Annotated in this window: 15 protein-coding genes and 1 pseudogene; 7 read left to right on the plus strand and 9 right to left on the minus strand. The window is 40.5% G+C overall.

Annotated elements, in window-relative coordinates:
- Positions 1-142: 142 nt before the first annotated feature.
- A complete protein-coding gene (locus LIT25_22305; protein USK33232.1) occupies positions 143-376 on the plus strand; it encodes a DUF378 domain-containing protein in 234 nt (77 codons plus the stop codon).
- 311 nt (positions 377-687) lie between these two features.
- Here the strand turns inward: LIT25_22305 and yugI are convergent, their stop codons facing one another.
- The 5 genes from yugI to LIT25_22330 form a co-directional block, all read right to left on the minus strand.
- On the minus strand, positions 688-1,086 hold the full coding sequence (yugI, locus tag LIT25_22310) for a general stress protein 13 (GenBank protein USK33233.1): 399 nt from the start codon (positions 1,084-1,086) through the stop codon (positions 688-690).
- A gap of 784 nt (positions 1,087-1,870) precedes the next feature.
- A complete protein-coding gene (locus LIT25_22315) occupies positions 1,871-3,505 on the minus strand; it encodes a hypothetical protein (protein USK33234.1) in 1,635 nt (544 codons plus the stop codon).
- Positions 3,498-4,055, minus strand: a complete 558-nt coding sequence (locus tag LIT25_22320; GenBank protein USK33235.1) for an RNA polymerase sigma factor — start codon at positions 4,053-4,055, stop codon at positions 3,498-3,500. The genes LIT25_22315 and LIT25_22320 overlap by 8 nt, the downstream gene beginning before the upstream one ends.
- Positions 4,056-4,268: 213 nt before the next feature.
- Positions 4,269-5,435: an aminotransferase gene (locus tag LIT25_22325; GenBank protein USK33236.1), complete on the minus strand. Its 1,167-nt coding sequence runs from the start codon at positions 5,433-5,435 to the stop codon at positions 4,269-4,271.
- On the minus strand, positions 5,432-5,932 hold the full coding sequence (locus tag LIT25_22330; protein USK33237.1) for an Lrp/AsnC family transcriptional regulator: 501 nt from the start codon (positions 5,930-5,932) through the stop codon (positions 5,432-5,434). Before LIT25_22330 ends, LIT25_22325 begins: the two co-directional genes overlap by 4 nt.
- Before the next feature lie 403 nt (positions 5,933-6,335).
- On the opposite strand from LIT25_22330, the gene LIT25_22335 reads away from it, so the two are divergent.
- Complete coding sequence (locus tag LIT25_22335) at positions 6,336-7,163, plus strand: alpha/beta hydrolase (GenBank protein USK33238.1); 828 nt, start codon at positions 6,336-6,338, stop codon at positions 7,161-7,163.
- A gap of 43 nt (positions 7,164-7,206) precedes the next feature.
- On the opposite strand, the gene LIT25_22340 is transcribed toward LIT25_22335, so the two are convergent.
- Entirely contained in the window at positions 7,207-7,461 is a 255-nt protein-coding gene (locus LIT25_22340; protein ID USK36376.1) for a YugE family protein, read from the minus strand.
- A 685-nt stretch (positions 7,462-8,146) separates the two neighbouring features.
- On the opposite strand from LIT25_22340, the gene LIT25_22345 reads away from it, so the two are divergent.
- The 3 genes and pseudogenes from LIT25_22345 (at position 8,147) to LIT25_22355 (ending at position 10,219) form a co-directional block, all read left to right on the plus strand.
- Complete coding sequence (locus LIT25_22345; protein USK33239.1) at positions 8,147-9,313, plus strand: pyridoxal phosphate-dependent aminotransferase; 1,167 nt, start codon at positions 8,147-8,149, stop codon at positions 9,311-9,313.
- Between the two features lie 243 nt (positions 9,314-9,556).
- Positions 9,557-9,709 (plus strand): annotated as a pseudogene (locus LIT25_22350) (hypothetical protein).
- Positions 9,710-9,904: 195 nt separating this feature from the next.
- Positions 9,905-10,219, plus strand: a complete 315-nt coding sequence (locus LIT25_22355; GenBank protein USK33240.1) for a hypothetical protein — start codon at positions 9,905-9,907, stop codon at positions 10,217-10,219.
- A 36-nt stretch (positions 10,220-10,255) separates the two neighbouring features.
- Here the strand turns inward: LIT25_22355 and LIT25_22360 are convergent, their stop codons facing one another.
- On the minus strand, positions 10,256-10,828 hold the full coding sequence (locus LIT25_22360; GenBank protein USK33241.1) for a superoxide dismutase family protein: 573 nt from the start codon (positions 10,826-10,828) through the stop codon (positions 10,256-10,258).
- A gap of 202 nt (positions 10,829-11,030) precedes the next feature.
- Positions 11,031-11,234, minus strand: coding sequence for a hypothetical protein (locus LIT25_22365; GenBank protein ID USK33242.1), 204 nt, complete (start codon positions 11,232-11,234; stop codon positions 11,031-11,033).
- Positions 11,235-11,389: 155 nt separating this feature from the next.
- Here LIT25_22365 and LIT25_22370 point away from each other — a divergent pair, with 155 nt between their 5' ends.
- A complete protein-coding gene (locus LIT25_22370; protein ID USK33243.1) occupies positions 11,390-11,773 on the plus strand; it encodes a kinase-associated lipoprotein B in 384 nt (127 codons plus the stop codon).
- A gap of 34 nt (positions 11,774-11,807) precedes the next feature.
- On the opposite strand, the gene kapD is transcribed toward LIT25_22370, so the two are convergent.
- A complete protein-coding gene (gene kapD / locus LIT25_22375; GenBank protein USK33244.1) occupies positions 11,808-12,431 on the minus strand; it encodes a 3'-5' exonuclease KapD in 624 nt (207 codons plus the stop codon).
- A 418-nt stretch (positions 12,432-12,849) separates the two neighbouring features.
- Between kapD and LIT25_22380 the strand changes: the two genes are divergently transcribed.
- Positions 12,850-14,058 carry an MFS transporter gene (locus tag LIT25_22380; GenBank protein ID USK36377.1) on the plus strand — a complete coding sequence of 403 codons (1,209 nt, stop codon included), beginning with the start codon at positions 12,850-12,852 and terminating at the stop codon, positions 14,056-14,058.
- Positions 14,059-14,119 lie beyond the last annotated feature (61 nt).

Below are 14,119 nucleotides of genomic sequence, written 5' to 3' on the forward strand. Positions count from 1 at the left end.
CTTTTTATAAAATAAGTATGGCCTTTTTTCGATTGTTTTTGCAAGAAATGCGCTCGGCAAACTCTTTTTTGCCTTGATGAATAATTCTGCTGATTTCTTCACACTCTATGAGTGCATTCTCATATCTGAAGGAGGTAACAGCATGAGCGCATTACAACGCATTGCACTTGTACTTACTATTATCGGAGCGATAAACTGGGGTTTAATCGGCTTCTTCCAATTTGATCTAGTAGCTGCTATTTTCGGCGGCCAAGACGCTGCATTATCAAGAATTATCTACGGACTAGTTGGAATTGCCGGCCTTATCAACCTTGCAATTCTGTTCAAGCCGGCAGCTGAAATTGCTCGCGACGAGCCAAAACCAGAAGCACGATAAATGATAAGTGCAGTCACCGAATGCCATCATTCGGTGCTTTTTTTGTTTTTCAGAAATTTATTATCGCTGATATTAAACTTTATTTAGCCGAATTCTGCTTTTTTATAGCTGAAACTCGGAATCATTTAGCCGAAAAAGCAATTTATTTAGCGAAAGACAAAAGCCTATTTAGCCTCTCGGGTTAATGCCTAAAATTGTTTTTATTAGCTGCAGCTAATAGTTTCCAGCCAATTTTTTTTCGCAGACAATCATTTTTTACACAAAAAAAGAATCCATCCGCAACGGATGCATTCTTTTAAATAAGGCCGGATTTATTTATTTGTTTGTTTAGATTGCTCGATCCACTCTTCTAATTTTTCTTTAAGAGTGTTGAAACCTTGTGGAGTTTCGTTAGAATAAGCAGGAGTTGCTTTCACTGTAGCTTGGCGCTTTTTAGGCTTTTTAGGAGCTTCAGTTTGTGCTGGAGCTTCTTGAGTTGCACGAATTGAAAGGCTGATTTTGCCAGCTTGCTCGTCAACTGAAAGAACTTTCACTTGAACTTCGTCGCCTACTTTTAATTGTTCGTTGATATCTTTAACAAAACCGTGTGCGATTTCAGAAATGTGAACTAAACCTTGTGTTGATTCATCTAATGCTACAAACGCTCCGTAGCGTTGGATTCCTGTTACTTTTCCTGTGTGAACAGAACCTGTTTCGTATTTTGTGCTCATGGTAACACTCCTATATAAGTTGTATTTTTCTCGTTTAATATACGCAATTTAAAACTATATCATATATCCCCATTTTTTTCAATGAGGTTTTTTAATTTATGTAAAGCATTTCAGCTCTCAGAAGATAGAAATTTCTTCATCTCCATCAGCCAGCAATCCCGGTAAGCGCCATCAAAAAAAAGGTGTTTCGGCAGCAATTTCACGTTAGTAAAACCGCACTTTTCATAGCAAATGGCACGCTCGTTTGTCGTCAAAGAATCCATGACAAGTCCTAGTCGATCCCATCAGAAAGCAGGCAGGATGCATCGCCTAATCAGCTTTTGCCCGATTCCCCTTTTTCAAAAATCTGGCTCTCCTATAAACTGATCCATTCCAATAACAGATCCCTCTGGGTATCCGTAAATACACCGCTCTTTATGAGTTATTTCATACTAAATTGGAGATTGCCAATCGGGGTATGATCATAGGCTATGATACATCTTACGGTTTCGTTATTCCGGTCGTAAAATTTCTTTTCAACCATTTCCAAAGAGAACGATTTGTCCTTTCCCTCATAAACTAAAGGCCCCTTTTGTCAAATAACTGCTATCCTTTCTCTCAAATTTTCGAAGCAAGCCTATCAGTTTGAACCAGCATTTGAACTCTTCCTTTCCTATTAGAAAAACCGGGCTGCAAGAGCGCCCGGCTGAATCATGAAAATGTCTTATCCGTCTAAATTGATCTTTTGTAAACCTGTTTTCAATATTTATCCACCGATTTTCACCTAATTAAGGATTTATCTACTTTACGGGTAAACAACCTTCGATGAATAATTTTGAGGATCTATTCTAATTTCAAAGCTGTCCGCAGAACCATCCTCATAAAAGAATTCTAATTTCACATTATTTTCATTATATTTTTCACCAAGTTTATACAGCTTATTTGAAAGAGCTTGATACTCCGCTGCTTTATTTTGTATATCACGTTCAAATTCCTCTTTAGACGGAGTTCCATCTCCCTTATAAAGAAGATCATAAGCTGTATCTGCATCTTTCTTGACGATTGTATACATGTATAGACGGATGATATCGGCAGGCTGGAGTTCATTTAGTGCCTCTCCATTTCCATTCTTATATGAAAGATATGCATTGTAAATTCTGTTTGATAAAGGAAACAAATTGATTTCTCTTCCTCCATAAAACGAAACAGACGGCCTTAAGCTTTCTGGAACTGTTACCTCATATTCCAGAAACTCCTCTACCGTATTAAACGTAAAATTCTTCTCTTCTAAATAATTGTAGAACTCTGTTACGACAGCCGCCGTTTGACTATTTGGATCCTTTTCCATTACATATTCCAATGCCGACTTCCATTCTTCCTTTAAACGATTCTCTTCATCGATTGCTTGCGAATTCGTAAGTCCTTTTAAGAGTAAGAACAGCCAAAATTCATACCGCTCTTTCAGCTTTTCACTATATTTAAAATTAGGATTTTTATTTATAAAGTCTTCTAATGCAAGTGTCCGATCCGCAAGCTCCTGAGGTGAAACACTGACTGCACCGTCTTCTGTCACCTGAGCCTGATTTTCAACTTCAAAATACTTCTTCATCTGCGGGCTTGGCTTTAGTTCAGTTTCCAATAAAGCCAGATCAGGCTGAAAATTAATCATCCCTTCACCTTCATGATAAAAACGATAGCCGCTGTCTCTAATTTCTTTCACTATAGGACCTGCTTCAGGGTCGTCAGTGCCAGTACGATTCAATTCATCTGCAAAAGCAAACACATCTGTATATTGTAAGTTCTGTGATACAGACTGCCACTTTTCAAAGTAATATTCATTCATCACACGCTGTTTTTCAAGCAAACTGATAATTTCTTCATCTTTAATTTGCTTTCCTTCTTCAGCTTTTGCACGCAAGTTGGCAAGCTGTTCACTTGGAACAGAGACATTTTGCTCAACTGTCTGCTTCACCGTATTGCAGTAATTTTCAAGCTCCTGCTTTGATTTATAGGTTTCTCGTTTTTCAAAATCAGCAACAGCTTTCTTGGCGTCTTGTATAAAAGCATATTGTTCCGCATCAGCTATGCTTATAGCTTTATCAAATGCAATTAATTGGTCTTCATACAGCTGTCTGACTTCTTTATGCCTTGCTTCAATTTCTTCAGCTGAAGGCGGCACAACTGCTGCCGGAGGCTGATCGCCAGTTCCGCCATTTCCCCGCTCCTTTTGCATTAAAAGCTGGGTACCCAGCAGTCCCGCTATGATTAAGACGCCAATGAAGCTTGCGGCATATAGGGTTTGAGCCGAGAAAAAGCTCCGTTTCTTTTTCTCTTCCTTTTTAATTCGTTCCATTATTTTATCGGAAGAAGTTTGCAAAGGCAGCTGCTGATAGGATTGTTTTAAGTTCGATAATTTTTGCTCAAAGATTTGATCATCCATGAGTTTCACCTTCTTTCTTCTCGTGCTCTTCCAATATCTTCTTAAGCATTGTTTTTCCTCGTAATATTCTTGTTTTAACAGCAGATAACGTAATCGACATAATTTCAGCAATCTCTTCATATTTCAGTTCATGAAAATAATAAAGCACAATTGGAACTCTATATTTTTCATCAAGCTTTTGAAGACAAAGATGAAGGGCCCTGTCTTCTTCATTTTGAAGAACATGAGCTTCTACCTCCGGATAATCATTGGCAGGCTCGTTTTGAATTTTAAAGACCTTTTGCATATTTGACATTCGTTTTCTTGCAGCATCACGCGTGACATTGAGGGTTATTTTATAAAGCCAGGTTGAAAATTTCGCTTTTGAAAATTGATCAAGAAAACGGTACACGCGTATAAATACTTCCTGTGTAATATCATCTATATCATCACGCCGGTTCCCCAGCTGATAAGCAAACTTTTCAACAACTGGAGTGTATTTCTTAACAAGATCCTGAAACGCATTCATATTGCCTTTTTTTGCTTTTATAACTAACTCATCATCGTTCATGTTCTGCCCTCCTTCTGACATCTATGAAACGTTGGCAAAAGATCATTTGTTTCATAAAATATCTTCAGAATTTAGAAGAGAAAAAATGTAAAAAAGAGGTTTAGTCCTCAAAAAAAGGGGAATACTATTAGCGTATAAGCTTTCTAGTATTCCCCCCTTTTGTTTATTGGACAAAACCAAAACGGTTTTGTCCATTTTTTATGTTTAAAATTCCTATTGGAAATTTTTCATAAACATAGAAATTCTTCTTAATGCCTCTTGCAGCTGTTCTAAGGAAGATGCATACGAGCATCTGATAAAACCCTCTCCGCTCTCGCCAAAAACATGGCCAGGTACAACAGCTACCTTTTGTTCGAGCAAAAGACGCTCAGCAAATTCTTCTGAACTGAGTCCGGTATTCGCAATTGAAGGAAATGCGTAAAAAGCTCCTCCCGGCAGATGGCACGGCAGCCCAATTTCATTAAGGGAGTCAACAAAATAATTTCTTCTTTGCCTATAGCTTTTTTTCATCTGTTCAACATCCTGCAGACCATTTTTCAGCGCTTCGATTGCTCCGAACTGGGCCATCGTTGGAGCACACATCATAGAGTACTGATGAATTTTCAGCATGGCTTTAGAGAGAGCTGCCGGAGCTGCAATAAATCCAAGGCGCCATCCAGTCATCGCAAAGCCTTTTGAAAAGCCTGAGATTAAAATGGTACGTTCCTGCATGCCCTTTAAGCTCGGAAAACTTGTATAGGCCTCATCATATGTAAGTTCTGCATAAATCTCATCGGCTAAAATAATTAAATCGTGTTTTTCAGCCATTTCAGCGATTTGTTCGAGCTCCTTTTTATTTAACACAGCTCCTGTTGGATTGCTTGGCGAGCACAGCAGCAATGCCTTTGTCCTGTCTGTAATCGCCGCTTCTATGTGTTCAGGAAGAAGCTTAAATTGATCTTCTGCCTTTGTATGCAGAGGCACAGGCACCCCTCCTGCAAGCGATACTAAAGGTCCATAAGAAACAAAGCACGGCTCTGGTATCAATACTTCGTCTAAAGGATCGGTGATTGCCCTTAATGCAATATCCAAAGCCTGACTAGCCCCTACAGTTACAATAACCTCGTCCTCATAGCGATAAGAAACATTGAATTTCTTTTGCAAATACCTCACAATCTCCACTCTCAGCTCTGCAAGACCTGCATTCGCTGTATAGGAGGTAAAGCCCTGCTCGAGCGATAAGATGCATGCTTCCCTGACATTCCATGAAGTGACAAAATCCGGTTCTCCGACTCCAAGCGAAATAACACCTTCCATGCCAGCCGCAAGATCAAAGAACTTGCGGATGCCGGAAGGCTTTAATTGTGAAACGGTTTTAGATAAATACTCCTCTTGTGTCATGGAGACACCACAATTCGTCTGTCTTCATCATCCTGCTCGTAAATTTTGCCGTCATGCTTATATTTTTTCAAAATAAAATGAGTCGTTGTTGACAGCACAGAATCAAGAGTAGAAAGCTTATCTGAAACAAAATGGGCAACCTCTGACATCGACCTGCCTTCAATCACAACCGATAAGTCGTAAGCCCCTGACATGAGGTACACCGACTTTACCTCTTTAAATCTGTATATTCGTTCAGCAATCGCATCAAAACCTGTTCCTCTTTTTGGAGCGACCTTTACGTCGATCATGGCTGTTACGCCTTCATGACCATCTACTTTGCGCCAGTTGACAGTTGTCGAATAATCAATAATGACCTTCAATTCTTCAAGGCGTTTAATCGTTTCAATCGTTTCTTCCTCTGACAGCTGCACCATTTTGGCAATTGCAAGAGGAGTTAGTCTGCTGTTTTCCTCTAAAAGCTCAAGTATTTCCGTTTCCTTTTGAGAAAGCTTCATTTCGTCGTCCTCCTTCTATCCATTAAGAATGTTCTGATAATTATAGCATGAACAGGAGAAAACAGACATGGGGGTTTCCCGTTTTTTTTCCTCAAATTACGGGTAGATTTTACATGAGTTATTTCTGGATTCAAGGTTAAAATAGTAGAAACTTTTGCGGCAAAAATGCTGTTAACCGTCAGCTTTTGTCAAAATATACGAATTCATATCATATGAAGAAAAGCGCAAGCGCTTGTTTAGCTCAGTCATGGCAGATAAGAATCGGGCAGGAAAGTCCGGGTTTGACTTTTTGCCGGATTTGTTCAGGCCGGGAGTTGGGCAATTTCGCTCGCCATCAATGCGCAAAATGTTATATTTTCTTATCTCTTTAAGAAAATCAGAATAAGTGCTGGAGTGAATGATTATGGTGACTTTTGAAAATAAACAGGAATTCAAGATGAAGATACAGGGCATTCATGTTCATTACGAGCTCTATGAGAACCCTGGAAAACCTACAATGGTATTGATCCACGGCTTTCTTTCTTCCACATTCAGCTACCGGCGGCTGATCCCGTATTTAAGAACTGAGTATCGTATTATTGCGGTTGACCTGCCTCCTTTTGGGCAGTCGGAAAAGTCCATTGCATTTGTTTACTCATACCGCAATATGGCTAAAGTCGTCATTGAGCTTTTAAAAAACCTTCAAGTGGATGACGCCATTCTTGTTGGACATTCGATGGGCGGACAAATTTCCTTGTACGCTTTAAAAGAAATGCCTGAAATGTTCAGAAAGGTTGTCCTTCTTTGCAGTTCAGGATATATGAAAAGATCTCATCCCTCCCTTATATTCGGTTCATATGTGCCTTATTTCTATCTTTGCATCAAACATATTATGAGCCGGCAGGGAGTAAGGAAAAACCTTTGCAATGTCGTTTATGACCATTCATTGATTGATCAGGAAATGATGGATGGCTATATTCAGCCGTTTTATGATGACCGGATTTTTATGGCTTTATCTCGCATGATTCGTGACCGTGAAGGTGATTTATCTGCAGATGATTTAAAAAAAATTGAAACACCGAGCCTGCTTATTTGGGGACAGGAAGATAAAGTCGTTCCCGTGCAGATCGGTGAACGCATGAATAAAGATCTTCCAAATTCTCATTTCTTTTCGTTAAAAAATACAGGACATCTAGTTCCAGAAGAGCGTCCTGATTTCGTTTCCGAACGAATTTTCGAATTTTGCGTGTAACATGCAAAAAGTGAAAACAAAAAATGCAGCTGAGAACGGCCGTTTACCGTTCACAAGCTGCATTATTTTTTATAAGAAGCAATTCAATAGCTATTTTTTCACATTCTTTTAATGGAATAATTTCTTCAAAGGAGAATTCATAAATAGACTGAATTTTTCTGGACAAAGCGGAAGGCGCTTCTGAAACATGAACAGCCTGCAAAACATCGAATACTTCTGTTTCGTAAGCTTCCGCACCGTAATGTAACGGATCCCACTTATATAAAATTTCGAGCATCTGCTCATTAGCTTCTTTCATTTCCACTTAATATCACCATCCATTTCATTTGCATAGCTATTTTATCATAGATATTATAAAAGAAAAGCGGAACCTCCCGTTTAGCGCAGGCAGACAGATAAGGAATCGCCAGAAAAGGCGCTTTTTGCCTTTACTGGCGATTCCGTTCTGGCCGAGGAGTTGGGAGATGGAGCTGGACACCACGAAAAGCGGAACCTCCCGTTTAGCGCAGGCAGACAGATAAGGAATCGCCAGAAAAGGCGCTTTTTGCCTTCTGGCGATTCCGTTCTGGCCGAGGAGTTGGGAGGTGGAGCTGGACACCACGAAAAGCGGAACCTCCCGTTTAGCTCCGACAGACAGATAAGGAATCGCTAGTAAAGGCGCTTTTTGCCTTTACTGGCGATTCCGTTCTGGCCGAGGAGTTGGGAGGTGGAGCTGGACACCACGAAAAGCGAAACCGACTGTTTAGACTCGGGCAGACAGATAACAATTCACCCGAAAAGTCCGGGATTGACTTTCCTGAGGGAATTTGTTCTGGCCGAGGGGTTAAGAGGTGAAGCTTGGCACCACGAAAAGCGGAACCGGCTGAACAGACCCCGGAAGAATTCATGAAATTGTTACGGCAAGGGGTTAGGAGGCGGAGCCAGTCACCGGAAAGCAGAACAGCCTTTATAGTGCACACAAACAGGAAAGAAGGAGTGTTTAAATGAATCCTTTTGATCAAACAACTGACAGATACAATACTCAATCAGTAAAGTGGGATTATACGGAGGAAATTTTCGGTAGTAAAGATGTTCTGCCTATGTGGGTGGCGGATATGGATTTCATGGCCCCTCAAAAAGTAGTTGCGGCTCTTGCAGAGCGGGCATCCCATGGGATTTTCGGCTATACATCTGCAGGGTTCGGGGCAAAAAAAGCCGTGCAGACGTGGATGAAAAAACGCCACAACTGGGACATTACACAAGAATCGATTGTTTTCAGTTCAGGTGTTGTGACAGCTTTAAGCATGGCCATTCAGTCACTGACAGAGCCTGGTGACAGCGTCCTCGTTCAGTCTCCCGTTTACCATCCTTTTTTTGATATAACCGAAAAAAACCATCGCACCATCGTTAATAATCAATTAAGACTTGTGAAGGGTCACTATGAAATTGATTTTACAGATCTTGAAGAAAAGCTTTCAGATCCTGATGTTAAGCTCATGCTGCTTTGCAGCCCCCACAATCCTGGAGGCAGAGTCTGGTCTTTAGATGAATTGAAAAAGATTGGCGAGTTATGTGCCGCCCATCATGTAATCGTGGTATCAGATGAAATCCACTCGGATTTAATGTTATTTGGGCATGAGCACGTGCCTTTTGCCTCCATTTCGGGGGAGCTTGCCAACCTTTCCATCACATGCATGTCACCAAGCAAAACGTTCAATCTTGCAGGTCTGCAATCTTCTGCGATTATCATTCCAAATAAAGATCTTCGGACGAAATATGAGGATTTTCAAAAAAGACAGGGCTTTTTCACATTAAATACATTCGGCATCACAGGCATGGAAGCTGCTTATACTTATGGCGATCCTTGGCTAGAAGAGTTAAAAACATACATAGAAGGAAACGTAAATACGGTCACTTCCTTTATCGCTGAAAAAATGCCTGCGTTAAAAGTGATTCAGCCAGATTCCACTTACCTCGTTTGGATTGACTGCAGAAGCCTCTCAAAAACAGACGCTGAATTGAAGGAATTACTGCTTGAAAAAGGAAGACTTGCTCTTGAAGAAGGCACAAAATACGGTCCGGGCGGCGAAGGTTTTGTCCGAATGAATATTGGCTGTCCACGTTCAGTTGTACTTGAGGGGTTAAAACGTCTTGAAAAAGCATTTTCTTAAATTGCAAAAGCCATAACTGAGATTATGGCTTTTTGTATGTTAGAAAATCCTATTTGTAAATGATAATCAGAAAAACGGAGAACCTTGTTTTTTCTCAAGATAAGCATGTTCTTCAGGGATTGTTTCAAAAGGTCAGATATTTCACCACTTCGTCTTTACTTGTCTTTCAAGAATACTTGGCATGCAGGCGATCCGGTTTAATTATGAGCGTCATTTCGATTCATATCCCCTGTTTATTTTTTTATAAATGAAGTCCGCAATCCATTAACGGCAGTGAGGGGTTTTATTCAATTGATGGGTCAGGAACTACAGGAGAACAAACATAAAAATAAGGACTATTTCGAATTAGTATTATCAGAGCTTGATCAAGCTCAGGATATAATTACGAATTACATCATCCATCACCACGGCGGTCCTATACGCTATCAGAGTGCAGTTGGCGAAGGAACAACTGTCACAGTTTCTCTGCCAATTCAATCAGATGCTCAATAGTTCGAATGTTTCTTTTGTTTACTTAATAAACTGACCATAGAGACGTGAAGTGTCCAGACGAAAAGAACATGAGGAGGGGTTTTACTGAAGAACCGATTCATGCTGATTTTTCTGCTGACCTTATGCCTATTAACCGCAGCCTTCTTTATCCCGAAGCAAATAGGGAACGGCGCACAAGCTATACCGAATGAAGAAATGCAGCAAGAAGCTGCCCTTGCGATTGACACGATTCAAACACTTCACTTTAACTCCTTTCAGCGTGCACTTTCCCTGAACGAGGAAGTGCTGAGCATCAAAGAGCAAAAAGGCTCTAATCAGAAATGCTATGAAACGACTGTCCAGTTTTATACCTTTTTCGGACTGCCTCTCTCAAAAGTAAAAGCAGACTGTAATCAAATCGCGGAAATAAAGTAAAAACGGCCTGAAGGGCCGTTTTTACTTGTTAAGTGATCACTGTTTTTCTTCTGCAGGCTTTACTTCCTTCTTATCAGGACGCTTTCCTTCTTTTTCAGTAATTTCACCGCATGCGATGCGTTTGCCTGAATCACCGGATGGCTGAGTCATTCCATCGTCTTTTAGTTCAGTAATAATGAGCGTTGTACCCTCTCTCATTAATAAAGAGTTTTTTGCATCTTTTTTCAGCGTCACAGCCGGTGCTGCAATTTCCGCCTCAACATGCCCATCTTCATCCGCAATCAGGTTTTGCAGATCACCTGCGTGAGATCCTTCTGGATGCAGCAGGCCGTGCTGCTTTTCATCTGGATTAAAATGATTGCCTGCACTTTTAAACTCCGGCGCCTCGCACTTTGCATTCTCATGAATATGAAAACCATGCTCTCCAGGAGGAAGCCCCTCTAAAACCAATTCCAATTTTACGCCTTTTGCCTGTTCGGAGAATTTCACTGTTCCAAGAGAATCTCCGCTTTCATTAAACATTTCTACATTTAATTTTGTCGGTGCCTCTTCCATGCACCCGCTTAGGAATGAAAGGAATATGACAGCCGGAACAATACGTTTTTTCATTGTTTCCTCCAGAAATATGTACTTCTTACCATTTTTTGCATAGTGTGTGTTTTTTATTCTGGAAAATCAAGAAAAGCTTAAAAGCCCGCCTTGTTCAGAACCATTCTAAGCGAGGATCTGCAGCTAGACATAGATGCAAGGGACTATTTGAAATCTGATCCTATAAAAAATACCAACCCCGAAATTGGAATTGGCTTTCATCTTACAATTTATTTCTATGAGCGGCTTTAAGGTTTTTTTCAAATTCCTCTGCTTTCAGTTCTTCTTTTTTCGAGATTTTCTTAATAAACATGAACGCTGCTGCAGCGGCCACGAAACAGATGAACATGGTAATCCCGGCTGGAAGGTACTCAGACTTGTCTTCAGGAAAATAGAGAAACAGACCTATTATGAAAGCGTTTAACAAAACGATCACTCCTTACCTTTATCCACTTAACTATAACAAGTTTCAGCCCCAAGCTCCACAATAATTCTTGAACTGATGTCTATAAACACTCTATTATTAAAATAACTTCAAAAATAAATGGGGATTTGCACCATTTAAAAACAGGGGGCATAAAAATGAGAGAAGAACTTATTATTGGGGAAATCGTGACAGGCATCTATAAAACCGGAAAATATATCGGAGAAATCACAAATGTACGGCCAAAGCATTATTTGGTAAAAGTAAAAGCCGTTATAAAACATCCGCTTCAGGGGGACCTGCATATGCCAAAGGAAGCAGAGGTTCCTCTCTTTCATGAACGCAGAGCCCTTGCAGAGCATGAGCAAACCAATATTCCAAAGAGCATGGTCCGTAAATATGAAGGAAGCATCCCGTCTTACCATGAATCTCTTAGCACAGCTGTTGCCGAACTTGAGAACGATCTTAAAGAAGATGCAAGGCCATGGGCAAAAATGTCACTTGAGAAAATCCAGCTGTTAAAGGCCGATTACTTTAAATAATCAATAAGCCAAATCACGTGTAAGGTGATTTGGCTCATGTTGCAAATTTGTTCATGACTTTTGAAAAATCAATCCGGTCTCCGATTGTCGTTGGCGTTGGTTTTTGCAAATATCGTTTGTCATTTTCGACAAGATTATAAATATTGTAGGTGGTCAGTGCATCATCTAATGCGCAATGATGCCTGCCTGTTCCTTTTTTCCCATACTCTTCAACAGCTTTCCATAAACCCGTCTGATTTCTGTCTCCAAAAAACTTCTTGTACTCCATTGATAAATCTCTGAATTTGCCGGTGAAAGGGAAATCAGCATTATTCTTCTGGCAATTTTGCCTGAGTACTTTCATGTCCATATTCCCCCACGTCACAACGGTTGTCTTCGGATAGTCTGCAAACTCCTTTAAGATCGTGATCAATTCCTGAAAGGAAATACCTGAGTTAACCTGTGCCTGAGAAATGTGCAGAAATGATTTGCAGCGATTTGATAAAAAGGGAAACTGAACTGGCCTTACATAAGAGGAAAATTGTTTATGTGCGGTTTGATTGATGATGGAGACGATTCCTACTTCGATTATTTCAGGATAAAATCCGCGCGGGTTGGCTTTTCCTTCTGGCATGGTGAATTCAAAATCAATAAAAATTAATTGATGGTGATCAGCCATACGACCCCTCCTTTCAACTTATTTTATTAGACAAAAAAGAAATTTCCTTTTTATTACTATTATATCACCGAAAAGTAAAATATAGCTTTATTTTTCTAAAAATAATGAATATTGCTCAGAAATTATTTCTAAAAACGAAATGATTGATTTATAATATTAAGTGACCCGAAATAAAGTGAAACTTCACTCAGTGGAGTTTTTGGTTTTCCACTGAGTGTTGGTTGACGGCCCGCAGGATGTGGGCCACTCAGTCGTTGCCACAGGACGTGGCGTTCTTAGACTGTGTTCTGATTTTTCGGGCTTTTACGGGCAGTTGTCCTTTGATCCCTTCATAGGTATGGGTATATCTTTTATCTCGGACTTACTGCCTGTTAATCTGCGGTAAAAATCCGGACTTTTATCTAAAGAAGGTGTTTATATTTCTATTCAAAAACGAAATTTCCTAATCATGTGGACGGCTAACTTTTTTGTTGCAGCAAGTGCGACAATGATTATGCCCTTTTTGTCTTTATACTTAAGCACATTTGGCGATTTCTCAGATGACTATGTGCGCAAATGGGCTGGCTATGTATTTGGCATCTCTTTTTTGATGGCTTTTCTTGTTTCTCCTCTATGGGGAAGATTTGGAGATAAGTATGGCTATAAGAAGATTTTGCTGATTACAGGCTCCGGCATTGCAACAAGCATTCTTTTAATGGGTTTTGTAAAATCTGTTCATGAGTTATTTTTGCTGCGGCTGGTGATGGGTGCTGTTACTGGATTTATCCCGACTTCTCTCGCTTTAATTTCAGCACAGACGAAAAAGGAGGCTGCAGGACGCACACTCGGAACCCTTCAGATGGGGACGGTATCAGGAGGCTTATTCGGACCGATTATTGGAGGTCTTCTCGCTGACCAGTTTGGTTTTACGTACACGTTTTTCATTACCTCAGGCGTTATTTACATATCTGTCCTTCTTGTTGCTTTTGGGATTAAAGAAGCACCGCTAGGATTAAAAGAGGAAAAAAAGAAATCGTACACAAGAAAACAAGTCTTGCAGCATATTTTTAAATCTCCTCTCCTCTTAACCATTATGTTCTTAACCCTCCTTGTCCAAATTGGCAATTTCAGCATACAGCCGCTGCTCGCTCTTTATGTGAGCGAACTTCACGGTCCGGCCAATCTGGCATTTTTCTCAGGACTCGCTTTTTCCGCCACTGGCGCCGGCAATTTAATCGCTTCAAGGAGATGGGGTTCTCTTGGTGATCGGATTGGACATGAAAAAGTGCTGATTGGATTATTGGTTGCCTCTGTCTTCTGTTTTATTCCGCAGGCGCTTGTACAGAATTTATGGCAGCTGATGATTTTCCGCTTTTTGTTTGGCATGGCAATTGGCGGCATCATTCCCTGCATTACGGCATTTATCCGCCAGACAGCACCTGTAGCTATGCAGGGTGAGGTCCTTGGCTACAATGTCAGCTTTAAGTTTCTCGGCAATGTCGTCGGACCTGTTCTTGGCGGAATCATTGCAGGCAGCTTTGGAATCTCTGCTGTTTTTTATGTAACAGCCGGATTGTTTCTGTGCAGTGCGATTTTATTATGGAAAAGCCTGCGCAGTGAACAAAAAGCCCTGGCAAAAGCGAGCTGAAAACGCGCTATCCAAACTGGAGCGCGTTTTTTCCTCCGCGCCCTTTCAGGAAATATCTTCT

The organism is Bacillus sp. F19, assembly GCA_023823795.1.
Lineage (GTDB): Bacteria > Bacillota > Bacilli > Bacillales > Bacillaceae > Bacillus_P.

Coding starts and splice junctions, on each gene's coding strand:
- LIT25_22315 (USK33234.1), bottom strand. CDS start 3,505: ATGGATGATCAAATCTTTGAGCAAAAATTATCGAACTTAAAACAATCC.
- LIT25_22345 (USK33239.1), top strand. CDS start 8,147: ATGAATCCTTTTGATCAAACAACTGACAGATACAATACTCAATCAGTA.
- LIT25_22340 (USK36376.1), bottom strand. CDS start 7,461: ATGAAAGAAGCTAATGAGCAGATGCTCGAAATTTTATATAAGTGGGAT.
- LIT25_22355 (USK33240.1), top strand. CDS start 9,905: ATGCTGATTTTTCTGCTGACCTTATGCCTATTAACCGCAGCCTTCTTT.
- kapD (USK33244.1), bottom strand. CDS start 12,431: ATGGCTGATCACCATCAATTAATTTTTATTGATTTTGAATTCACCATG.
- yugI (USK33233.1), bottom strand. CDS start 1,086: ATGAGCACAAAATACGAAACAGGTTCTGTTCACACAGGAAAAGTAACA.
- LIT25_22335 (USK33238.1), top strand. CDS start 6,336: ATGGTGACTTTTGAAAATAAACAGGAATTCAAGATGAAGATACAGGGC.
- LIT25_22330 (USK33237.1), bottom strand. CDS start 5,932: ATGAAGCTTTCTCAAAAGGAAACGGAAATACTTGAGCTTTTAGAGGAA.
- LIT25_22360 (USK33241.1), bottom strand. CDS start 10,828: ATGAAAAAACGTATTGTTCCGGCTGTCATATTCCTTTCATTCCTAAGC.
- LIT25_22370 (USK33243.1), top strand. CDS start 11,390: ATGAGAGAAGAACTTATTATTGGGGAAATCGTGACAGGCATCTATAAA.
- LIT25_22325 (USK33236.1), bottom strand. CDS start 5,435: ATGACACAAGAGGAGTATTTATCTAAAACCGTTTCACAATTAAAGCCT.
- LIT25_22305 (USK33232.1), top strand. CDS start 143: ATGAGCGCATTACAACGCATTGCACTTGTACTTACTATTATCGGAGCG.
- LIT25_22320 (USK33235.1), bottom strand. CDS start 4,055: ATGAACGATGATGAGTTAGTTATAAAAGCAAAAAAAGGCAATATGAAT.